Below are 23,515 nucleotides of genomic sequence, written 5' to 3' on the forward strand. Positions count from 1 at the left end.
GTCCAACATAAAACAAACCATGCCAGCATCATCACTATCGTTTTTAGCCGCATCTTGAGTTTGCTTGTGTTTTTAAATTGAAAATGAATCCGCCAATTTAAACAACACATTGTGAATTTAGTTTAAAAAATGCCGAATCAGATATAGCTCCACCCAAAAGTTGATTTAATGTCGTCCCTGACACATATAAATCAAAATGACGTCTTGTTTAGCCTTTTTACATTCGTTTTGTGATGTTTTTACCAGACCGGAGTTAGAAATGACCATAGCAAAAAGACTTTATCTGCTTGTTTTATTCGCTGCTGCCGCGATGGTTACCCTGGCTAGTTTGGGTGTCTACCAAATTTATCGCGTATATGATGCCGCAGATTATGCCAACATAAACACTGTCCCAAGTTTGCGGGAATTAGCGCTTATATCCGATGCGATAGCAAACATTCGGGTTAAAACCTGGCAAGCATTGGCATCGACTGATCCTGAGGCAAAGAAATCGGTACGGGCAGGTATTACTGCAGAAAAGACCGTCGTCGAAAGTTCGCTGAATAAATATGAAAAAGAAGATATCGCTGACGATAAAGATAAAGGCCTGTTGGCGGAGGATAGGTCATCAATCGCCGCTTATTATGCGATAAGTGAAAAGGTACTCAATGCAGATGCAGAAGGTAAGCACGAGGAAGCTCTGCAAGAGATGCTTAGCAAACAAGACGTCATCAAAAAAATGAGTACTGACTTGCTGGCGCACCGTGAATACAACATCAAACTCGGATCCGATGGTGCTGATGAGGCGAAGAAAATTTTAAGCTCCGCAGTGTGGTTGGCAAGTATTATTGGTGTTATCGGCATCCTAGCTGTTGCCTTTATGGGATTGAGTTTAGTAAGAAAATTGGTTAATTCTCTGAATCAAGCAATCGTGGTTGCCAAAGGCGTCGCCGCTGGTGATTTAACGCAAAAAATTGATGCTAGCGGTAGTGACGAAGTAGCACAGCTCCTTGGTGCGATCAAAGAAATGTCGGATAGTTTGGAAAGAATTTGTACCCAGATACGACAAGGTACAGACGCGATTGCGGTCGCATCAACAGAAATTGCGACGGGTAATATGGATTTATCGTCCCGTACCGAACAACAAGCAGGTGCGCTGGAAGAAACAGCGTCGTCGATGGAAGAATTGACCAGCACCGTAAGACAAAACTCAGATAATGCACGTCAGGCCAATACACTGGCGAGTACCGCGTCCACCGTAGCTGTGGATGGTGGGGCCGTAGTTTCACAAGTAGTTGAAACAATGGCGGCGATCAATGAATCTTCCAGAAAAATCGTCGACATTATCAGTGTGATTGATGGTATCGCATTTCAAACAAATATCCTGGCGTTAAATGCTGCGGTGGAAGCCGCCAGAGCCGGTGAACAAGGCCGTGGATTTGCCGTGGTTGCAGCCGAGGTCAGAAATCTGGCGCAACGTTCCGCATCTGCGGCGAAAGAAATTAAAACGCTGATTGATAACTCAGTGGAGAAGGTTGATTCAGGCACCAGGCTGGTTGATCAGGCTGGCGCAGCAATGACTAATATCGTTAGCAGTATTCAGAAAGTCAGTGCTGTTGTCAGTGAAATTAGTAATGCCAGTCATGAGCAAAGTTCTGGCATCGACCAGATCAATCAGGCGGTAATACACATGGACGAAAGTACGCAGCAAAATGCGGCATTGGTTGAACAGGCAGCGGCCGCTGCATCCTCATTGCAAGATCAGGCAAATAAATTGACGCAGGTTGTATCGGTGTTTAAATTAAATAGCTCAGGTGGTGGGGGAAGTTTGCATCAGCGTCATCATACGGCTAGTTCACAGATGGCGACGAGTGTAGAATCTACAACAGCTGCCAAACCTGCACCTAAACCTGCACCTAGGCCAGCTCCGAAAGCCCGTCCAGCAGCACCAGCACTGAGTACAACAACATCAACGAAGTCAACTAAAGCTGAAGCAGATGATTGGGAAGAGTTTTAACAACTACCAACAAACATTTTATATTAGACATGAAAAGGTACCGTTCGGTACCTTTTTTGTTATCTGACAAGATGGGAATGAATCCACTGTTTATTCTTCGAGCGTTCGTGGGACAAAGAGATAAGACACAACTATTGAGTTGCATCAAAGTTAGACAAGCTGAGCGGAGTAATCTGAGTATCATATTTATAAGCTATTTATCCCTGCTATCTGATACGGAAGCGCAGGTAACACCAATTTATCCATGAAGTGTTCAGTGAGAAAATATGAGCCTAAATAACGAACAACATGTTGCTTTGAAATCGAAATTAGATTTGATGAAGCAAGAGATTCAGACGGAACTCAGGCAGCATAATCCCGATCTTTTACGCCATGACAGCGGTGAAGGTGATGGTGCGATTAATGACGTATTAAATCACGATGCGATGTCAAAATATTTGCATCAACATGCTGAATGGCAATCCTTGCAAAGAGCACAAGCGCGCCTGAGTGAGAATATTGCAGATATTTGTCGCGAATGTGGTGCAACGATACCTTACGCCAGACTAGAGGCAGAACCTACCGCTGAACGTTGCATCAAATGTCAGTCTGCGCTGGAGGCAGATGATCAGCGCCTGCATATCCACTCGCATTCCAGCATGTAAATGGGTGTTCATTCGCAAAAAGACATTATCTAAAATTAACACTAAAAGTTTCTGAAGATTTTCTCAGACATCGACATTTTTTAATATGTATTGAAAATATATGTTAAAAAATGTATGATGATTTCAGTACTTTAAGTGTGATGTGAATTGAATGACAGATTTGCAAATTGTAATGCGCGCTTAAAGATGTATTTAAAATATATTTAATAAGGTTTGATATGTTGGATTCTACAACCCGTGAATTAATTAAATCGACGGTGCCAGTTTTAACGCAGCATGGTGTCACGCTGACACGGCATTTTTACGCACGGATGTTTGCTCATAATCCGGAATTGAAACCAATGTTTAATCAGACCAGTCAGCAAGCAGGGCGTCAACAACAGGCATTGGCAATGGCGGTGTTGGCGTATGCTGAGCACATCGATAACCCAGAGGTTTTACAACCAGTGTTAACTCTGGTGGCTAACAAGCATGTTAGCCTGGGGATTCGTGCCGAACACTATCCGATTGTCGGCAAACATTTACTAGCTTCGATACAAGAGGTGTTGGGTGATGCTGCGAGTGATGCTTTAATTGATGCATGGGCCGCGGCGTACGGACAGTTGGCCGATATTCTGATTGCTCACGAAAATCGCATTTATCAACAGGCAGCAAATCAGGACGCTGGTTGGAGCGGTTGGCGTAGTTTCAGAGTAGAAAAAACAGTAATAGAAAGTGATGAAATCAAATCGTTTTATCTTACGCCTGCAGATGGGGGGCAAGTGCCACTTTATCGTCCAGGACAATACATTTCGGTCAAAGTGCACATCCCGACAATGGGGATCAGTCAGGCAAGGCAATACAGCTTATCAGGCGCACCGGGTAAATCATTTTTACGCATTTCTGTCAAACGTGAGCAAGGACATGCAGTAAATCCAGACGGTTTGGTCTCGAATGTATTGCACGATCAACTAGAGATTGGCAGTTTGATTGAGCTTGCACCACCGATGGGCGATTATTTTTTGCATGAAGATCGCAGTACCCCTGTTGTATTGATCAGTGCTGGCGTTGGCATCACACCTAAATTAGCGATGCTAGAACATCTCATTGAGACGAATTCAACACGCTCCGTATCGTTTATTCATGCATGCCGCCATGGGGGAGTGCACGCATTTAAGCAGCATATCAAACAATTGTCGGCGCAGCACCCTTACGTGAAACACGTGGTTTTCTATGAAACGCCACGCGAACAAGATGTGGTTGATCATGATTATCAGTACGCTGGACGGTTGCATCTGGAGCAAATAACCCCCTTGGTTGCGCAGCCTCATGCCGATTATTATGTTTGCGGGCCGGTTCCTTTTATGCAAGAGCAAATTAACAAACTGAAAAAGCTTGGTGTGGATGCTGGAAAAATTCATGCAGAAGCTTTTGGTAGTGGCGGTGTTGCTGCATAATTGCATCGCCAGCTCATTGGCGAGTCTGTAATTGCTGACTCGCCTTTCAATCAATACCAAAGAGAACTCATGCAACTTACACACTTTACCGACTTAGGTCTGCGCGTTTTGATTTACCTGACCTTCCCTGATCGTACAGAGCCGGTGACGATCTCTGAGATTGCATCGCAGTTTGATATCTCACGCAACCATCTCGTTAAAGTAGTCCATTTCCTAGCTCAACAACAATGGATAGTCACGACGCGCGGTAAAGGTGGCGGTATGGCTTTGGCTCAGCCTATCGATAAATATAAACTAGGCCAATTAATTTCCACCTTGGAAGGCCATACAGAGTTAATCGATTGCGCCAAACCTGCATGTGGTTTGAAGGGGAATTGCCAACTCAAACATATCCTCGACCGCGCCCATAAAGTTTTCTATGAAGCACTAGATGCTTACACGCTCAAAGATGCCGTTGCAACACCAACGCGCGAGGCAATTATTAGTTTGCATCAGTTGCGATTGAGTCGCTAAAAAAGAGTGGTGAAATAGATCAAATTATTAAGCGAAATATCAACTGACAATATTGCGCTTTAAATAAAAACTGCACCGCGCACGGTGCAGTATTTTGAGCACATCAATACGTATTTTTACGCACTAATTCCAACCACAATCAGCGCATAAATAATTAATGAAATCAAAGCAATAAACAAGAGTGCGATGGTTCGCCAGAATGCTTCGAATTTTGTCAGTGCATAGCTGCCACGCAATTGTGCAAACATATGTACGGGGGGCACCACCATCGTGAAAAATGCTGCGACACCACTCAGATTACATTTGCTCAGAATAGCGACAAACATAATCAGTATCGTCATAAAAGACAGCGAAAATAAAGAAAATACGGCGTGATCAAACATGACATATCGACGTTTGAAAATGAACATTAACCATAAAAATGGCAATGAAATTGGCATCAATAAAAACGCAAATTTAGATGCCGCACTTTTCATTTTATAGAGTGTCAATTCCGGATTTTGTGCCGCATGTTTCAATGTCTCCTTTATCCATGGAGTTGAAGAGCTGACGTTTTCGTCATCCAGTGCCAAATCGAATCCTTTGTTGACATCACCAGAAAAGTCAATCGTACCGCTTAGTTTGCTCTTTTTATCTTTGCTAACGTTAGGCTCAGGATTTTTTTCTGGTAATTGGCCTATCGCCTTCAAGGATACTTCGAGGGTTGCAATTTCAATTTTCGTGTCATTGATTTCTTGATTGATACTTTCAATTTTCTGATCGCCTTTTGCTAATTTTTCTCGCTCTGCAGTCAATGATTGTAGTTTAATTTTTGCTGCGTCCAGATCTTTACTGATGCTTGCATTCGTTTCGGCCTTTCCTCCACTATTGTCCACATCGTAATGACTGCTGGTCAAAGAAAATACAAAGAACATCAGAAAAATCAAAAACAAAAACAGTGCCAGTGGTGACACATAACGTGTTCGCTGACCAGCAATATAATTGCGCGTTAGTTTGCCCGGAGTAAAAATCAGGGCAGGAATTGTGCGCCAGGCTTTTGTTTCAAAGTGAAAGATGCCATGCAACAGTTCTTCAAACATATGCAAAAGCGAACGATGAATATGCGCTGATTGTCCGCATGCATGGCAGTACGCTCCGGTCAGCGGTGTCTCACAATTGGCGCAAATGCCGTGTTCTTCAGGTGCATAATGCGGGTCGCGACCTTCACCTGTTATTTCATCGACGACAACTGCTTGCGCCAGCGCATCTGCTCCGATACCTGCATCGACATTCATATTCTTATCCAAAAAAAATGGTGTCTGGATTGTGCCTGATACTGCTTTACTTCTCAAGGCGTTGCGCACATAGCATTAAAAAATGTCGTTTGTTGGGAAGTGTATTGTGCTTAGGCGCTGCCTTTACTGACGCTTTCACCATCTTCCGGGCGCAAGCTCCAGAATGTTATAGAGGAAAATAAAGTCATGATACCCAGCGTTAAGAAAGCATGATGCAGCGCAGAAGTCACCGCGACTTTGTCAGATTGTGGCAATCCACTCAGGTACCATGCCGTTACCAACGAACCGCACGCCAGCCCGAAGCTCATCGACATTTGCTGCAAAGTACTGGCAATGGTGCTCGCCATGCTGGTGTCGGCGGGTTTAATATCGGCGTACGCCATGGAATTCATGCTGGTAAATTGCAAGGAATTAAAGAACCCCTGCGTTAAGCTAAGCAAGACGATCATGTACCAAGGCGTACCGGGCGTAATGACTGAGAATGTGCAGATCGTTACGCCTATCATCAGTGTATTCAGAATTAACACCTTGCGATAGCCAAAGCGTCTTAGCACACCGCTGGCAATCAGTTTCATGAACATCGCCGCAGCCGCGGCCGGCATCATCAACAAACCAGACTGCCAGGCGGGCAGATTCAGCCCTAATTGATATAGCAGAGGCAGTAAAAATGGCAGCCCCCCAAGCCCCAGACGTGTAATAAAGCCACCAACCACTGAGACCCTGAAAGTACGGACATCAAATAATTGAAGTCTGAGTAATGGCGTTGCCGTGTGTTGTGAATGCCAGCCGTACCATGCCAGCAAACTCAAAGCCAGTGTAAACAGGCCAAAGGTCATAGGAGCAGAGATCGAGTGCTCGCCAAAAATTTCTAACAACCATGATAATAAGGCAGCTCCGGTACCAAATAACACCAAGCCTTTCACATCCAGTGGTCTTGATTCTTCTCCGTAGTAATCTGGCATGTGCCGATGGATCAGATATTGTGCTGCCAGACCAACAGGAATATTGACAAAGAAAATTACACGCCAGGACAGCCAGTGCACGATTAAGCCACCTACAGTCGGTCCTAGTAGCGGACCTATCAAGGCCGGGATAATCACAAAATTCATTGCTGCCAGCAATTCTGATTTTGGAAAGGTACGTACAATCGTTAGACGACCAACCGGCATCATCATCGCTGCCCCCATCCCTTGCATGATGCGCGCAGCAACCAGCATAGGCAGATTCAAAGACAGACCGCACAATACTGACGAAAGCGTAAAAATGGCAACTGCCAGACTAAATACTTTGCGGGTGCCGAATTTATCAGCAATCCAGCCACTGACTGGTATCCCTACCGCCAGGCTCAGAATGTAACTGGTAACCACTGCCTTTAAACTTAGCGGACTGACCTGTAAACTGTTCGCCATGGCTGGGACGGCGGTATTAATAATCGTTGAATCCAATTGCTCCATGAACAAGGCAATGGCGACGACCCAGGGCAGATATCTTTTGACAGTAGCGGCTTGCTCGATGGCGGCGGGGATAGACATAGATACAGAGGGAAACTATGTAAAGCACGCATGATAACACTGCCGCGGCATGCTTTTCTAAAGTCGATTTAATTTGGTAGGGCAGGAGCAACCCAGCAACCGCGTACGCACGGGGTTGGTGGGTTGCATTCGCCCTAAGAGACTTTCTTTATGTTGATGCGCGTTCTTTTACTTTTTCTGTTTTACGTTGCAAGACAAAAATCGGTTGCGCCCATTCTGTGTCTTTTTTCTTTTTGCTGGTGATTAGCGTCAATTCGGATGGGTCGTAGACGTCGGTATTATGCGTCAATGGTGTCGTCATCAGATATTGCGCGTCGGTATTTTTGAGGAATTCACCCACTAACTGAATATTACGAATATCCAGATGGGCAAATGGTTCGTCAATGAACACAAAACCACCCGAGCCATCTTCTGATTTCAACAAGCCAATCAAGAGTATCAACGACTTCATGACCTGCTGACCACCGGATGCTTCGCCGTCGTTCATGCCGATAGGGCCTTTGCCGTCAAACTTAAAGCGTACATGCAAGCCCGCTTGTGCCAGTTGGATATCATCGTTTTCCAGTTTGACCGGATCGGTATGGACCTCAATACCTGCTAACTCGCCTAGCTGTTTAATGTTTTTGCTATACGATTTGATGGTGAAACGTAAGCGATCCATATACGCAGCGCGCGCATTGACGGTAGCTTCAATCGCGCGGTTGTTCTGGTAGCGGCGTTCATCCGTTTCTGCCTGACGACCTTGTAGGAGAGCGTTTAAACGTGTGTATTGATCAACCACCGTGGAGTCGGTTTCCCAATCATCACGGGCCAGATTATTCGTCAAACTACGGATACGGAGTTCAATCTGATGTACGTTTTCATGTTCGGCAACCAAATCTTTACGATGCGAACTTCGCTTCCAATTCGGTGGCAGGGTATGCCACGTTGAGCGCATCGCACGCAAGGTTTCAAATTGGGCTTTGCGTTCTTCAGCGTGGCGCTTTTCAGACACACGTAACTGGGTTTCAGCATCGGCAATTGCAGCCTTCGCTTGCTCCCATTTTAAATGGGCAATTGAACGTTGTTCGGTTGCAGCTTTGAGTAAAGGTGCGAGTTCGCCCAGGCGACTACCGACTTCGATACGTTGCTGTTTGAGCGGTTGCGTATTGCGGCTTGCTTCTTCAAATTCTGCGTGGCGAGCACTCAGCTCTTTTGCTGCGTCAACACCGGCCAGACGCGCTTTATAAGCGCTGATTTCACCTGCCAGTTTGCTGATATTCATCGTCAGCACGTCTTCTTGCGATTGCAGGCGCGGCAATGATTTGAGTAACGCTTCCAGACGTTGGCTACGACCTGCATTACCAAAGCGATAGCGCGAAGCATCGACAAATAAAGAGCGTCCACCACGGCGTTCAAAATGATAAGCGTCGGGGGTAATCCATTCCTGTGAGCGTGGCAGTTTCATGCCTGCTTCAATCGACGCAACCGTGTCGATGCGTTGTAATTGCTCGATCAGCCAGGCCGGTGCTTGTGCCGTGAAGTTCACAACAGACATCAGGCTGCGATCTTTGACCAAGGGGGCGCTGATACGATCGGGAACGATGAAGTGGCTGTATTTTTGTTTTTCACCGATACGATAAGCGGCAGCTGCGTCGCTCGCTTTGTCGAGCAAAATGACCGACGTATAGCCGCGCAATACGCCTTCAACGGCGCCTTGCCATTGCGGGTCTGTGACCTCGACAATATCCGGCAACATGCAGTGATCAATGTTGGCGTCATTCAAAGCACGGCGCATCTGACGGACATTTTCCGGATCCGGTAAACTCGATTTACCTTGCAGCGCCGCAATCGTATCCATTTCAGCGGTAATGCGTTGGCTCAGGCTATCGCGTTCTGATTTTTGACGCGAAAGTTCGGCTTCTTTTTTCTCTAGCTCGTCAGCGATATTGGCAACATCGGCATCAGCTTCGGCAGCCAGTTTTTGCAACCGGGCTTTTTGCTCCAGCAAACTTTCTTGCGGCTTTAATTTAGCATTGATATGCGAGAGCTTTTCACGCAGCGATGATTCTTCTGCCTCCAGTGCAGCTTCTGCTTGCTTGGCTTCGGATACCTGTTGTGCTTGCTGCGCCAGATGCTGGCGACGCTCGGATAAAGCGTCGTCCTGTGTTTTCAGGAAGCGGCGCGAAGCACGTAAAGACTGGCTGGTCGCGTTGGCTTTTTCCAGGTCTTCGTGATATTGCAGCGTTGGTAAAACCTCTTCTTGCAGATCGCGCTTTTCTTTGCTCAGGCTTTCATACTGGTGGTAATTCGCGACTTTCAGGCGCAAACCTTCGAGGTTGGCTTTTGCGCCTTCGAGTTCGGTTTCAAAACGTTGTAACTCGGTTTCGGTATCGCGTTGATGGCGCTTCGCATCATCATACGCATCCAGCACTTCTTTATCGCCGAACACCTGGAACACCAGGTCCAGCAATTGGCGCGGTGCATATTCACATAGCTTGTCAGTTTCGCCTTGTTCCAGCGCCAGTACTTTACCCATCGCATTCGATAAACCCGCATGGGATAAACGTTTCCGATAGCTCTCTACGCCTAGCCAATCATTCGCTTCGGTGACTTCTTCGATTTCAACTTTGCCACCGCGCATCAGATATTGACGCTTCCAGTCACCGCCATTTTTTTCTATCTTACAAAACAATGTGACTTCATCATCGTATAAACCAGACATGCGAAATGGGCGATTCGAAATCTGTGGCCCTACCGCGCTATTGTCAACGACCGAGCGTATCCATGCGGTTTGTTGACCAGAGTGACGCGCATAATGTTTATATGAACGCCCCATCGAACATTCAAGACCGAACAAGGTACGTAAAGCATCCAATAGGGTGGTTTTTCCTGAGCCGTTTTGCCCGGCAATGGTAATGATCTTGGCGTCGAGTGGGATATTCTTAATCCGCTGCCAGTAATCCCAATGAACCAACTCTAACGATTTAATATGAAACATGGTGTGTATTCTTTTGTCTGGTGAACGTTGATATGCGTATCAATAAAAATAGGAATTGATGGCTTATCAGATGGCTGATCATTCTGCGTCAGGTGCGATTTCTCCATCGCTGGTGTCGACATTGTTGACTGTGTCGGCCGCGATGATGGCGGGTGTCCGTGGCGCAGGTATATGAAAAATATCTGACAACGCACCATTAATGATGCGATCCTTTAAGGTGTCGGTATCCATCAATAAATCGAGTAACGGCCCTTCTAAAATCATATCGCCTTTGCGTTCAATAAAACCTACGCGTGCAAGTTGACCCAGATTCATATCCATACGGGTTTTTTTACCCAGCTTGTCGCCAAAGTCTGCCAGCAAAGCGCGATACGAAATGCCGATCGACGTATCTTCTGCACGCGGCAATGGCTTTTCTTTACCAAACATATCGTTCTGGTCTTCCTCTGCCAGTTGATGTGCTTCTTGTCGTTCGCGTTTAGGCAAAATGATAAGTGACCACAATACGACTAAGAGCGCGACGCCATCACGTGCCAGACCAAAATTATTGTTCTGCCAGGTCTCTTTGGTACCAAATACTTTGGATTCGCTATCTCGGGTCAGTGCCAGCGTGACGTAGTCGGCATACACGTTATCCATGAATTTCATGCCGCAGGCTTTGAGCCGTGTATCCAATTCGGTACGGAAAATTTCATCTGATAATGCGCGTTTAACGAGTTTGTCTTCACGGCGCAAAGTTTGGTGCGCCAACAGGCGCGCGATCAGAATTTGTGCATCTTCGGTCATGGTGTTTCTCTATTCGGTGCTGAGGTGCTAGTTGACTCTGAGATGGTCTCGCTGCGTTCTACGAAACTCAGATTTGCAATGGACATCGCCGCAATATACGGGTCGTGTAACTTTTGCATTTTGTCTTTGGAATTGAAGACCAATGGCAAGCGCGCCAGCGTGCCGGTCGCGCCTTGCAACGCCGATTCATTGGCGTCGCCAAGCAACGGCAACATCGACGCGCGATACGAGGCAATCGCAAAATTAGCCGGCAGCAAAATATCTTGTAATGCAACGGGTTTTTCTTTGGCGTCAGTTTTATGTAGCAAATCCAACCAGTGATCCAATTCGTGCAGGGCGTCACTATCATCATTGGCGACGGAAATCGCATTTTCACCAACTGGTAAGGCACCGGCGATAGCGGACACGCGATGGCTCAATAATTCGCTTTCAGCGACGTCAATCATTTCTGACGGCGTGATAAACAATGGGGTCACTGGTTGCGCTAATGCCTCGTCAGCAAGTGCTGCCAGATCGTCTTTCTGCAACAACCAGGTTTTAATATCAGTCGTCGATAAGCCTGATTGACCAAGATGCACGCGTTGCCGCTCGATTTGATTAAGTGCACGTGAAAACATGCCCTGCATGTTCAGCAGCGCGCTTTGCGCCCGACCGATCGCTTGTGCAGCCCTGTGTGTTGCCGCATCGGCGCGTTCATCATGAGTGATGGCGTGAATAATTTGCGAGCCTTTTTCTACCCAATCGCACGCGGTATGCCATTTCTGTTGCGCGGCACGGAGTTGGAATTCTGAACCCGAGGCAATCGCATCAGAAAATTCTTCGGTCAGCTCAATCAGGCGACCTAACAAATGATGTAACTGTTCGACAGAGACGCCACCAACCGCTTGTGCACCTGCCACCTGCGTCAGCATGTAGCTCATTTCTGCCTGGTCATTGTTTTCTTCGACTTGCAACAATGACTCTATTGCCGACAGTACATTCCTGGCAGTCGGCGCAATGCGGTATACGGATTGACTCGCGTCCCAGTTCAACAGTCCGGTTGAGCGCAAGCGAGCCAGCACGGTTTCCAGTGCTTCCGGTTCCAGATAGCCGAGTTTGGTATTGATGTCCGCACGGCTCAGCGATGGCGAATCTACATCAGCAGTCAATTCACGCAATACCAACAGGCGCAACAATACCCCGTTAAAGCCGCCATGAAACAAAGCTGTGAACGCCTGCAATACAGGCTGGCCACGTCGCAAAGGGAAAACGGCAGAAACGTCGTCGGGAGAAATACCAGTTTTGAAATACGTCTGCAGAGCGAGGTCATCCTCGTTCTGGACGTGAGTGTCGTCACTAAAATTTTGCATGCAACTTTATGGAATACCTTATATTGATATTTTGCAACTAAATAAATTCTATGCTTGCATTATACCTGTATCAAAATAGAGGACAAAATGTAGTGATATTTAGATAATATTGATTTTTTAATATTTGATGCCATGAAAAAATTCTCCCCGTTTGTCGCATTGATTATTGCTTTATGTTGGAGCGTACTCAATTTTGACCTAAACATCGCAAGCGTATCTTTGCGGTGTAAAACGAATTACTTTTAAAAAAATCGCTTCGCTCAGACATCGCTGGCAGTGAGGTACTTGCAATTTTTACATCCGCACCCCATATCCGATCCACGCCTTCAAAGGCGTGTCATTAATAAGGGTCTGCAACATGTCACTATTACGGATGCTAGCTTTGAGCTGGACAAATATCAAACTTAAAATCATTCCCGGATTCAGGCCCCAAGCTATTGAAAAGAAAGATCATTTTTTCAGCACTGAAGAAATCGCCGCTCTACATCATCAAAGCTTAAATGACACCGGCGTAGCGCTTGATAATATCAGTTGGAATGATTTATTACTGAATGATTATTTAAAAAAAATATCGATCGGCGCAAGTATTTTTGCACAGCAATTTTTTTATCAACGCTTGCGTCTTGGACAAAATAAAGAGCATTTTTTTCATCAGCAATCTCGTTTGCAATCACTTATCAATGATGCATCCAATCTCAATAAACTAGAACAAGAATGCGCGCTTTTACGCACCGCAGAAACTGAGATCGCCACAATTTTATTCGACACCTCGACAAGGCCTCAAAGTGAGCGGTGGCATCGTTACGCATGGATCATCCCATTGGGTGCTGCAATCTCGGCGGGGCTTTCGTATTTCAATCCCGTGACGCTCATTGCCACAGGGTTGATTGTTTGCTTTTTATTTCATCTGCAAATTCAATTTCATCACAGATTATATATGTGGAATTTGTCGTCAAAGTCGATACAAATTTTACTCAAAACTGCTTACAAACTCAGCTTACAACCTTGCATAGAATGTGAGCCTTTCAGATCAGGGCAGCATGAGATTATTCATATTCATCAGCAGCTACAACGTCGCGCTAGTTCTGCTTTTGTATTACCTGAAATGCTTGCCTATTTCGATTGGTTTCAGATGGCAAACATCATCCACTATTTTAAAGGCATGCGCACGATTGACCGATATAGAACAAATTTACAAAGCTGCTATTTGGCGGTTGCTCAACTAGAAGCTGATATTAAATTGGCGCGGCATTTTCATTCGCAACCGAGAATTTGTTTTGCGACGATTTCTGACGAGCATAGTGTGACGCTAAACCGCGTTGTTCATCCATTGCTCACCGATGCGTCGCCATTGTCAATATCGCTCCATGCTAAGGGGAGTTTTATTTCTGGTCAAAATGGCGTTGGAAAAAGTACTTTTCTGCGTGCGATTGGCATTAATCTCGTCGTTGGTAAAGCGTTTGGATTTTGCTATGGAGACGATGCAAAAATTAATCTCAGTCCCGTTTATACGAGTATCCATAACGAGGATTCTTTAGCAAATAATGAGAGTTTTTATATCGCTGAAATGAAGCGCGCAAAAACGTTAGTAAATGCTGCCAATAGCAGCCATCTGGGCACGTATCTTATTGATGAGATTTTTCGCGGCACCAATTACGTCGAATCTGTTTCTGCCGCCGCTGCAGTGCTTAAAGAACTAAGTCAAAAAGGCTTACTCATCGTCGCTTCACATCATTTAATATTGGCCAATTTGCTAGAAGAATACCTCATCCCCTTTTATCTGACACGCCACGGGGAGCAACTCACTATGCAAAGGGGAATACTGAGCACCACAAACGGCGTTCAATTGTTGGCAGAATTTGAGTTCGGTTATGAAATAGAGAATAATGCCAAAAATATTCTTGCGTATTTAAATAAGCACATGATGTCAGTCAGCCCTAAATCTGCCCTCACAATGTCGAACTGCATGGGGAATAATATTTGCAGCTAAGATGTCAAAAATGTGATGAAATCTGCATCTACTTTTTGCCTTCACATCAGCCAAATCAATGTCGCTGCAAACAACAAGGATTGCCAACGCATGAACACTTATTCGTTTCTTAATTGCTACAATTATTAGGTGAATTCAAGGCGGATTCAATCTCGAAGTGCAATCACATGTTGAAGCGATTGTAGCTGCTTCATAAATACTTGGTGCGGCGTTTTGAAACAGAGACATTTTCCGGGGCGATGATTTAAGCTACCCATCGCACTCAAAATATCTCCTTCACTGGTGGCTTCAAATCGCATCTTCTTAGGGAAGAACTGGCAAATTAATCCATTCATATTTTCGTTCGCACCGCGTTCCCAAGAGCAATACGGCTGGGAAAAATAATTATCTGAATTGATATTCCGTTCATGCTGTGCAAACTCGTTGGAACTCTAAAGAATCTTTGGACTGTCCTGACTGCCTTAAGCGACAATAGGTGTAAATTATCATAAGAACAATAGATAGCTTGTAAGTAAGTCCATATAATAGCATGCCGCATTTTACCTTCTTGCAGGCTGCTTGAGTATTGTCTAAAAATTAATTTTAAATGGTTTTCAAGTTATGGCAATTTGTCAGTGAGCAGTTGGATAGTTGGGTTCAATTTCGCAAAGTGGGAGATTCGTGTTTTTGCGCTCATTACAGATGAAATTGGTCGAAAAAGTTACCTAAAAGCTGCATTTAAAGAAATTATTGTATTTTTATTATTGCAATCGCTTTCGTGAGTACTTGTGAGTAATGATGCGTTGATGCAATTCTTCACGTTCTTCTGGTGTCGCGTGCATTAAACGGCTTACAGCGTTTCGTGGGATGCGGTAATAGCGACGCCGATTTTGACGGACATCCAAGGTGCGCCAACCGCGCAAGGTCAGCCATTCCCATTGTTCATAATCTATAGAAACAAATAGTTGCATTTTTAAGCGATTGAGAATGATAGTGCTGCCAAATGCTGGCTTCTCACCGGGCGGAGGCAAGACACGCTCCTGGCGGATACGAAGCAGAGTCCGCAAGGTATCTTTGAATCTTGTATAGAACATAAATACGACCTTGATCATTGCTAATTCAGATTGTGCAGTGTAAGGCTGTAGAGGCAAAAAACCTGTAATTTTTTGTAATAATAGTAATGTTCCACCATCGTGGTACTGTGATTCGTGACGAAATCGGCTTTGCTGCTTAATTTTCTTTTTATCCTCGCGATCGCACACCAAATTGTGATCGGGAAGGTAGCACTGGCGCGACAATTTTTTCAGAAAATGAATAGGCTGACTTGTTTTTTTGATAGTATCCAGAATGGGGAGGACTGCAATGCATCACGTTGGCTTTATCGCGTTCAGACTGGATTCAATGGAAACAGCGATCCTGTCTTTTTCTTTGGGATGAATAATGCCTGACGTTACTCGATAATTGTTGAAGTGCAATCATTTCTGTCGTTTAGATTTTTAATCTTAACGTTTCAATATAAATTTCTTCTCTATTAAGGGAGTTCATGGGCTCACGTAACGTCAATCAAGCGACCTTTTCTTTGAATCCGAGAGAAAATATGAGGCGTCAATTTAAGCAATTTCTCAGTGTTTTATTTCTCCTGCTGGTTTCCTTTTCTGGAGCAGCATTGGCGCAACTCACGACTGTTAATCTGGGCAAACCTGCGATACCACTGCACATCAACGAGTCTTTCAAAATCAGTGTCGCTGGCATTTGTGATCAATTTCCGGCGACGCAAATCGGGCAACTGAATTTGCGTATCAATGGTCAATTGATGCCTTTGAAAGCCTCGGATTGCGATGCTGATCCCAACCAATATGGACTCGATTATTTTCTACCGCAACCTGATACTCCAGAGCTTGCAAGGTTACGCGATGTATTATCTGGTTCGCCATGGCGCGATGCCAGACATGGCTTTCAGCGTGAATTGAGCTATACCGTCAGCTTTAGCGACTCGCGCGGCGAAAACCTGATTGCGGCGGGAACCATGCACTATCAGATCATCCGCATTCCTTATTTGTTATTAGGTTTCGCGTTCATTGCTATTGTCAGCGTTGCTTTATTCCGGTTGGGAAATGCCTCGACTTTGCTACGCGATACACCAAATGGTCCATGCACTATTCCGGTACAGTCTCGCACCTACAGCATGGGGCGCGTACAAATGGCCTGGTGGTTTTTTATCGTGTTGATTTCTTATATCTGGTTGTGGATCGTGGCTGAAGGAATTCCTACCATGTCAGCGCATGCGCTGGGCTTAATGGGAATTGGCAGTGCTACTTATCTAACTGCTGCTGGCGTCGACGCGAGTAAGCAAAACGTGTTGGGTAGTAGTCAGGGTTTCTGGAACGATATTTTAAGTGATGCTCAAGGCTTAGCGTTGTACCGCTTTCAAATGCTGGTGTTCAATGTGTTATTCGGTGTTTTGTTTTTGATTTACGTGGTGCAAAATGTGGCGATGCCGGATCTGGATACAAATATTTTGGCACTGTTGGGAATGAGTGCTGGTACGTATGCCGGTTTTAAAATTCCTGAAAAGCAAACCGCGGCAACACCGGTTGTACCTGATCAGCAGGGTGATTCCAAGTAAGCATATGGAGAGCAGGTTTAGTATTTTTGAAGGCAAAATGGTGAATCAAATCGCATCGAAGATGATCTGAAATCATTGGAAATAATTTGATTCACACAGCATTGAGGGTGGGATATTTATTTTTGCTGGTTGAACGAATAGCGAAATAAAAATGCTGCCACCGCGGCACCGATCCAATAATCAATTGGCGTACCCCACATCCAGTGATGATGCCAGTTGACAATCTCCGGAACGAAGCGTGATAGACCATACGCCGGGTTCATCACAAACCATAAAAAATCTTCCAGAATCCAGAACTCGATAATGCAGGCGATGACGCGCGCCTGTAGTTTAAGTGTCCAGGTTTGGCCGAAGAAAAAAGGAAAGTGGAAAAACATCGCGATAAACGGAAATACCCAAGCGTGATACCCCGTCATTGCCCGTCCGCCCCAGAACAAATCAAGCAGCCAATGCTTTTCTATACGCCAGGTTGGCAGATTAGCGCCCCAACCGGCAGAGCCTTCAATTTGAATTTCGACCTGAGAGAAGAAAATCGCGAGTAGTGCGACCCACGTAAACATCAATAAAAATTCTTTGTTGAATTTTGGCATAGGTAATTCTGAAAAAGTTGTTTAGAAGTCCGACGATGAGCTAAGCGCTTTCTAATACTAGCTCAATGACGTCACGGGCAGCATAGGGCTTACCGAGTGCGCTTGCCGCAAGCCGCATGGCTTTGAGCTTTTCAGGGTGTGAAAGCAAAAATTCTAACCTGTAGGCGAGACTCAGATCGTCGTATGCTTTCAAGGCTGCACCTTGTTCCAGTAAATAATCCGCATTACGTTCTTCCTGACCCGGTATCGGTGAATTGACGATCATAGGCAATCCCATAGCGAGGCATTCTGATGTGGTCAATCCTCCCGGTTTGGTAATCACGAGATCGGAACAGGCCATCAGACGCTCCACCTTGTCTGTGAAGCCAAGTGCTGCCAATCTGCCACAGAAATTCGGTGCCATGGTCTGCAAAGCTTTGAGTGCGGGAGCATTATTACCTGCGAGGACGATCAGTTGAAAATCCACTTTCAGAGCCAGCAAGCGTCCTGCAACTTTGTCCAATCCTCCCAGACCCGCGCCACCTCCCATCAGTAATACAGTTGGTTTGGTGGGATCCAGACCGATATCCGTTGCGCATTCTTCGCGCAGAGGGTGATTGGTAAAGGCGGGCATGACTGGAATGCCAGTGACATGAATCTGGTGTTCAGCAATGCCGCTTAAGCGCATACGTTGGGCAATTTCATCGTTGGCCGCAAAATACCCTGACATCCGTTCATGTATCCACATCCGGTGCAGATCAAAGTCGGTTACTTGTACCCATACTGGGCAATGTAGACGTTCTTTGAGTAGCAGTCGCGATAAAATTTCCGCGGGCAGAAAGTGCGTGCAAATGATCGCGTCGGGTGCAAAATCAGCAATCGCTCCTAGCAAAGATCGAGAGTTCAGACGTTCAACGCTGCGGCGCAGGCGTTCCATGGTGCTATCCGGCTGCGCTTCATTGGTTGCCTGGTAAAGATAGCCCCACAAAGTGGGTGCTTTGTTGACCAGTTTAATATAAAAATCGGTATATATTTTGCGGAAACCCGCAGTCACAAAATTCATCACATCGAGATGGCAGACATCCAGATCTTCATTGTTTTGCAAGGCACTCACACGTATTGCTTCGGCCGCACGACGGTGTCCAGCACCGGCTGAAACGCTTAATAACAGAATTCGTTTTTTGCTCATGAAATGCTAATTGATGCAGAAATATCCGAGAATAACATGGAAGCGTAGTTGCTCTTACTTGCGGATTGGTAACAAGGCGTTTCTGTTCAATGACCGTTTTATGACGAAAAGGCTCAAGAGACCCAGAAAAGAAAATGCCCCGGGTTCATTAGCGAATTGACGGGGCAAAATTTATTCAATATGGGTTGCAGCAATATTTATGGTTGCAGCCGTGTAATTGACCAGCTTTGATCGGCATTACGGGTAAAGACGATGCGATCATGCAGTCGCGAACTACGTCCTTGCCAGAACTCAATTTTTTCTGGAACCAGACGGTATCCTCCCCAGTGTTCGGGACGTGGTGGTTGATCACCGAATTTTTCCAGTACTGCCACGAGTTGTTCTTCTAATGCAGCGCGATTGGCGATGGGCTGGCTTTGGTGTGAAGCATGTGCACCCTGACGGCTGCCCAAGGGGCGACTATGGAAATAGGCGTCATTTTCTTCAGCAGTAATTTTTTCAATTCTTCCTTCAATTCGAACCTGACGTTCAAGCGCAGTCCAGAAAAACAGTAATGCAGCGTAAGGATTGGTGGCGAGATCTTGACCCTTGGCGCTGTCATAGTTGGTGAACCAGCAAAAGCCACGATGATCAAATTCTTTAATCAGAACGATGCGTGAAGATGGGCGTCCCTCGGCATTGACCGTTGACAGGCTCATGGCATTGGCTTCTGCAACATCGGCTTTCAGTGCTTCTTCAAACCAGGTACCAAATTGTTCAAACGGATCAGCATTAACATCTGTTTCAGTCAAGCTAGCTTGTTGATAATCTTTGCGAAGATCGGCAATTGACATAGATTCCCCTTTATTCATCTTTAAAATTTTTCTGACCACAGGCTCACTTCATGCAGCAATATAAAAAAGTGAAAAAGTGAATCAGATCGCTTTCATTCTTGAACCAAGGGCTCAGCTTGCCGGTGTATCGGATGAATCGCTTCAATCGGTAATCCCGCGTCGTACCTGCATCGCTGCGCCCAGTTTTTTCATTTGTGCCTCGTTAAATAAACGCGATGCCATTGGTGCAATTTGACCTTCTTCAATTTGCATGTGCTGTTCATACATTGCAGCAAAATCTTCAACATCGGATGCTGACAAATCAGCACCTTCACCGTCTTCAATTTCTTGCAGTTGCACTTCCAGTACTTTCCAATGTTGCTCCATTTGCTGGTGCTGTTGCAGAATTTGCATGGTCAATTCTTTTAACAACACCGCATCATCGTCCGTCGCGGTCGCCGCTAACTCAGGCAATAAATCAATTTCTTCATCCTGATGATGCTGCGGGGCTGCTTTCTTAAAGTATCTGAGTACTGTTTTGGCAGCTTGTTGCGCATCTTCATCAATCCCAATATCGTTGAGATGATTGACTAACTTATCCAAAGTGGCCAATTGCTTGCGAATACGGTCATGGCAATGTTTTAACACCGCCAACGGTTGATCAAAACCAGGTGCGCTGTCGTACAAGCTATTCATACTGACTCCCTTTGGAGAGGTTAATCACATTATGCTATGCGCATTTTAACGCTACTTGCGACACATCAATCGCGGTCTTGTAAAATGGCGGTTACTTTCAATTTAAGCTCATTATGCAACAAAATTCTGATATCGATTTCGAACGTCGTTTTGGCGGCATTGCCCGTCTGTATGGCGCCACAGGTCTGGAACGCTTTAAGACTGCCAATGTCTGCGTGATTGGCGTTGGTGGCGTTGGCTCTTGGGTCGTCGAAGCACTCGCACGCAGTGCTATTGGCAAAATTACTATGATTGATTTGGATAACGTCGCTGAATCGAATATTAACAGACAGATTCAAGCCAATAGTGAGACGTTAGGAAAAGCCAAGGTTAGCGCCCTATCTGAACGAATTGCACTGATTAATCCGTTTTGTCAGGTGACTGAAGTTGAAGATTTTGTGACGCCAGAGAATCTGGATCAGATGTTAGGGCAGCAAGATTTTGATTATGTCATCGATGCTATTGATAATGTAAAAGCCAAAACTGCTCTGATCGCGTATTGCCGCGAACATGTGATTCCTTTGATTACCATTGGCGCTGCTGGCGGGCAAACTGATCCGGGTAAGATTGAAATTCGCGATTTGTCACGTACAGAACAAGAACCTTTGCTGGCATTAGTACGTAAGCGTTTGCGTCAAAACTATGGTTTCCCGCGTGGAGCCAAGAGTAAATTTGGTATCGATGCGGTATTTTCCATGGAAGCGTTGACGATGCCGGAAACACCAGAAGTCTGTGCAGTCGATCTTTCTAAACAGAATGCTGGAGATGATGTAGGGAATAACGTCGGCGTTACTGGCCTTAACTGTGCTGGATTTGGATCCTCCATTGTCGTCACCGCTTCTTTTGGTCTGATGGCTGCTGCACATGTACTGCGCCGTTTGGCGGGTGTCAAATAAGTTTTATAAAAAAGGCTGAAGTTCCAATTCGCACTTTAGCCCTTTTATTTCATTTAACGTTATTTGAAACGCTTAATGATTGGCGGAGTCAATGAACAATCCTTACTGATTATGAGTCGCCAACCAATTATCGACTTTCTCTAAATATTTTCCGCGATAGAGAATCCGGTGCTTAATTTGAGCAATTGCGGCATCGAACGTCTGATTCTTCGTATCCGGTGTAATCAATATCTCGTAATGAACAGGCTTTGCAGTTCTGGGCAATTGCGTGGTAATTTCTGGTGGCTACACCAAACTGGCGTATCTCTTGCGCAGCGTCAGCATCGAGAACAAACAAGACAAACTTAGGGTTTTACAGTATGACTTAGTATTACGGGTTTGTTTAAAAAACAACAATATACATTTGTTTTTGATTATCCATCATTTGAAAGTCCACGGTGAAGTATTGTATTTTGTGATTTAATTTAATGATGTGAAATATTGCCTTGAAACAATATTTCACATCATTCATGCTGATTAACGTTTTAATTTCTTGAGTTTCCTTAAGGCACGAAGTACAGTTCATGGATGCGTAGTGAAGTATTTTGATAATAAAATCGCTAGTCTTGCTGACCCGACTGGCCTTTTCTCTGCTCTTGTTTTAGTGAAGTAATATTAATTAATTTTAGCTTATTCGCCCATTAATCAATGACCAAGAATTTTTTTAGGAGAACACCATGAGTGAATCCGATCTCGCTACTCCCGTAGCTGAAATTGAAAGCAAAACGGATAATCTGACAGAGCAAGAATTTCTGGCTTTTCGTTTGGGCACTGAAGAGTACGGGATTCATATTTTACAAACGCAGGAAATCCGGAACTTCGAATCTTTGACACGTATCGCAAATGCGCCAGACTATTTGAAAGGCGTTATGAATCTGCGTGGTGTCATCGTTCCGGTGATTGATATGCGTTTGCGTTTCAATACTGGTACGAGTAACGCTGACGATACAACAGTTGTCATTGTTCTCAATATCAAAGGCCGTGTTATCGGAATGATGGTAGATAGCGTATCGGATGTGGTAACAATTCCATCGTCAACCATCAAACCCCCACCAGAACTGGGCTCAACTTTTTCAACAGACTATATTATTGGACTGGGCGATATTGACGAGCGCATGATCATTTTGTTGGATATATCGAAACTGATGTCCGGCCCAGAATTAGGTTTGATTTCGGAGGATTAATCTAATCGATCAACATCAGAATCCCATTGTGGTGCGTTAATGCACCACAATGGGATTTTTTATTATCATCACACTTAATTTTGCTTAGTGATCGTCTCGTCAATTGAATGCATGGTTCATAGCAGGATCAATCAAGTTTGAACGTAAACTCCAGCACGGTTGTTTGCGCCTTGGTTATAGGTGCATATTTCCATTGACTGACTGTGGCGATGACCTCTTGTTCGAAGTAACGCTTGGGACGTGCATTTAGAATTTCTACCTGTGACACCTTACCATCTGGTTCTATATGAATGCGTGCACTCACTTTGCCCTCCGTGATACCGGCACGTGCCGCAGTAGATGGATACTTAGGCTGGCTGCTCGCAATAGTTTTTAGTACTTGGCGATCTGATGATTCTGTCTGAGCCGGTTTGGTTGTTGCCGCGCTTGATAATACTGTCGCTGCCACTGCTTGTGATGCCGCAGTAACCGGATTTGGAAGTGGCGTTTCTATAGGTTTTGTCGTTGTCTGAATCGGCGCAGGTGCGGGCGAAGATGCTGTTACCGGTGCCGTTGCCTGAGCAGACGCTTGCGTGGTATTGGTCGCTTCTTTAGCAGCAGGCTTGTTCACGACAGCTTTGCTGTCAACCAGATGTTTGGCGTCGAGTAGAAGTTTTTCTTTCGCCTCTTTCGCCTCTTTTGCCAGTTTTTCCTCTTGCGCAAGTTGTGCCGCCGTCTTGTTTGACGCCTGATCCATCCACTGCGTTACATCAGCCACTTTATTGTGATTAACCGGATTTTTTACTAATCCAGTTGGTTTCGAAGCAGGTGTCGATGATGAAGCCGCTTCGGCGGTTTTATTTTCTTCTGGTGGTGGATTTTTTGAACATGCTGCAACAATGAGTCCTGTGAAGACAACGGTGAATGCTGTTTCAAAAATGTCGTTCCAATGTTTCTTAACTACCTTATTCATATCTCTCCACATATAAATCGGTTGTCACATCAAT

Annotated in this window: 19 protein-coding genes and 1 pseudogene; 8 read left to right on the forward strand and 12 right to left on the reverse strand. The window is 45.2% G+C overall.

Features of this window, described 5'->3' with window-relative positions:
- The first annotated feature begins 259 nt into the window (after positions 1 to 259).
- The 4 genes from ACO0KY_RS14525 to ACO0KY_RS14540 all read left to right on the forward strand — a co-directional run bounded on the left by ACO0KY_RS14525 (position 260) and on the right by ACO0KY_RS14540 (position 4,589).
- On the forward strand, positions 260 to 1,996 hold the full coding sequence (locus ACO0KY_RS14525) for a methyl-accepting chemotaxis protein (RefSeq protein WP_423047193.1): 1,737 nt from the start codon (positions 260 to 262) through the stop codon (positions 1,994 to 1,996).
- A gap of 266 nt (positions 1,997 to 2,262) precedes the next feature.
- Positions 2,263 to 2,640 (forward strand): TraR/DksA family transcriptional regulator, encoded by a 378-nt coding sequence (locus ACO0KY_RS14530; protein ID WP_423047195.1) that lies wholly within the window; start codon positions 2,263 to 2,265, stop codon positions 2,638 to 2,640.
- 218 nt (positions 2,641 to 2,858) lie between these two features.
- The gene (gene hmpA, locus ACO0KY_RS14535; RefSeq protein WP_423047197.1) at positions 2,859 to 4,076 is read left to right on the forward strand and encodes an NO-inducible flavohemoprotein; all 1,218 of its coding nucleotides are present in this window, start codon (positions 2,859 to 2,861) and stop codon (positions 4,074 to 4,076) included.
- A 69-nt stretch (positions 4,077 to 4,145) separates the two neighbouring features.
- The gene (locus ACO0KY_RS14540) at positions 4,146 to 4,589 is read left to right on the forward strand and encodes an RrF2 family transcriptional regulator (RefSeq protein WP_423047199.1); all 444 of its coding nucleotides are present in this window, start codon (positions 4,146 to 4,148) and stop codon (positions 4,587 to 4,589) included.
- Between the two features lie 116 nt (positions 4,590 to 4,705).
- Here ACO0KY_RS14540 and ACO0KY_RS14545 read toward each other — a convergent pair whose 3' ends face one another.
- The 5 genes from ACO0KY_RS14545 to ACO0KY_RS14565 form a co-directional block, all read right to left on the reverse strand.
- Positions 4,706 to 5,863 (reverse strand): DUF3667 domain-containing protein, encoded by a 1,158-nt coding sequence (locus ACO0KY_RS14545; RefSeq protein WP_423047201.1) that lies wholly within the window; start codon positions 5,861 to 5,863, stop codon positions 4,706 to 4,708.
- Between the two features lie 110 nt (positions 5,864 to 5,973).
- The gene (locus ACO0KY_RS14550; RefSeq protein ID WP_423047203.1) at positions 5,974 to 7,395 is read right to left on the reverse strand and encodes a DHA2 family efflux MFS transporter permease subunit; all 1,422 of its coding nucleotides are present in this window, start codon (positions 7,393 to 7,395) and stop codon (positions 5,974 to 5,976) included.
- Between the two features lie 148 nt (positions 7,396 to 7,543).
- On the reverse strand, positions 7,544 to 10,375 hold the full coding sequence (locus tag ACO0KY_RS14555) for an ATP-binding protein (RefSeq protein ID WP_423047205.1): 2,832 nt from the start codon (positions 10,373 to 10,375) through the stop codon (positions 7,544 to 7,546).
- A 78-nt stretch (positions 10,376 to 10,453) separates the two neighbouring features.
- Positions 10,454 to 11,161: a hypothetical protein gene (locus ACO0KY_RS14560; protein WP_186910929.1), complete on the reverse strand. Its 708-nt coding sequence runs from the start codon at positions 11,159 to 11,161 to the stop codon at positions 10,454 to 10,456.
- Positions 11,158 to 12,510 (reverse strand): hypothetical protein, encoded by a 1,353-nt coding sequence (locus tag ACO0KY_RS14565; RefSeq protein ID WP_423047207.1) that lies wholly within the window; start codon positions 12,508 to 12,510, stop codon positions 11,158 to 11,160. The genes ACO0KY_RS14560 and ACO0KY_RS14565 overlap by 4 nt, the downstream gene beginning before the upstream one ends.
- A gap of 358 nt (positions 12,511 to 12,868) precedes the next feature.
- Between ACO0KY_RS14565 and ACO0KY_RS14570 the strand changes: the two genes are divergently transcribed.
- Positions 12,869 to 14,500, forward strand: a complete 1,632-nt coding sequence (locus ACO0KY_RS14570; protein WP_423047208.1) for a MutS-related protein — start codon at positions 12,869 to 12,871, stop codon at positions 14,498 to 14,500.
- 146 nt (positions 14,501 to 14,646) lie between these two features.
- Here the strand turns inward: ACO0KY_RS14570 and ACO0KY_RS14575 are convergent.
- Positions 14,647 to 14,931: pseudogene (locus tag ACO0KY_RS14575) on the reverse strand (transposase); the annotation flags it as partial.
- A 309-nt stretch (positions 14,932 to 15,240) separates the two neighbouring features.
- On the reverse strand, positions 15,241 to 15,573 hold the full coding sequence (locus ACO0KY_RS14580) for a hypothetical protein (RefSeq protein WP_422992857.1): 333 nt from the start codon (positions 15,571 to 15,573) through the stop codon (positions 15,241 to 15,243).
- 449 nt (positions 15,574 to 16,022) lie between these two features.
- On the opposite strand from ACO0KY_RS14580, the gene ACO0KY_RS14585 reads away from it, so the two are divergent.
- Entirely contained in the window at positions 16,023 to 17,105 is a 1,083-nt protein-coding gene (locus ACO0KY_RS14585) for a hypothetical protein (protein ID WP_423047210.1), read from the forward strand.
- A 116-nt stretch (positions 17,106 to 17,221) separates the two neighbouring features.
- Here ACO0KY_RS14585 and ACO0KY_RS14590 read toward each other — a convergent pair whose 3' ends face one another.
- The 4 genes from ACO0KY_RS14590 to ACO0KY_RS14605 form a co-directional block, all read right to left on the reverse strand.
- The gene (locus ACO0KY_RS14590; protein ID WP_423047211.1) at positions 17,222 to 17,695 is read right to left on the reverse strand and encodes a hypothetical protein; all 474 of its coding nucleotides are present in this window, start codon (positions 17,693 to 17,695) and stop codon (positions 17,222 to 17,224) included.
- A 40-nt stretch (positions 17,696 to 17,735) separates the two neighbouring features.
- Positions 17,736 to 18,863 (reverse strand): MGDG synthase family glycosyltransferase, encoded by a 1,128-nt coding sequence (locus ACO0KY_RS14595; RefSeq protein WP_423047213.1) that lies wholly within the window; start codon positions 18,861 to 18,863, stop codon positions 17,736 to 17,738.
- A gap of 197 nt (positions 18,864 to 19,060) precedes the next feature.
- Complete coding sequence (gene pdxH / locus ACO0KY_RS14600) at positions 19,061 to 19,696, reverse strand: pyridoxamine 5'-phosphate oxidase (protein ID WP_423047215.1); 636 nt, start codon at positions 19,694 to 19,696, stop codon at positions 19,061 to 19,063.
- 141 nt (positions 19,697 to 19,837) lie between these two features.
- Entirely contained in the window at positions 19,838 to 20,371 is a 534-nt protein-coding gene (locus tag ACO0KY_RS14605) for a hemerythrin domain-containing protein (protein WP_423047217.1), read from the reverse strand.
- Positions 20,372 to 20,484: 113 nt separating this feature from the next.
- On the opposite strand from ACO0KY_RS14605, the gene ACO0KY_RS14610 reads away from it, so the two are divergent.
- Positions 20,485 to 21,306, forward strand: a complete 822-nt coding sequence (locus ACO0KY_RS14610; protein ID WP_423047219.1) for a tRNA threonylcarbamoyladenosine dehydratase — start codon at positions 20,485 to 20,487, stop codon at positions 21,304 to 21,306.
- 716 nt (positions 21,307 to 22,022) lie between these two features.
- Positions 22,023 to 22,529: a chemotaxis protein CheW gene (locus ACO0KY_RS14615; protein WP_423047221.1), complete on the forward strand. Its 507-nt coding sequence runs from the start codon at positions 22,023 to 22,025 to the stop codon at positions 22,527 to 22,529.
- A gap of 127 nt (positions 22,530 to 22,656) precedes the next feature.
- Here ACO0KY_RS14615 and ACO0KY_RS14620 read toward each other — a convergent pair whose 3' ends face one another.
- On the reverse strand, positions 22,657 to 23,481 hold the full coding sequence (locus tag ACO0KY_RS14620; RefSeq protein WP_423047223.1) for an energy transducer TonB: 825 nt from the start codon (positions 23,479 to 23,481) through the stop codon (positions 22,657 to 22,659).
- Positions 23,482 to 23,515: the final 34 nt, after the last annotated feature.

The sequence above is a fragment of the Undibacterium sp. Dicai25W genome, assembly GCF_049340505.1.
In the GTDB taxonomy this organism is placed as follows: domain Bacteria; phylum Pseudomonadota; class Gammaproteobacteria; order Burkholderiales; family Burkholderiaceae_D; genus Undibacterium; species Undibacterium jejuense.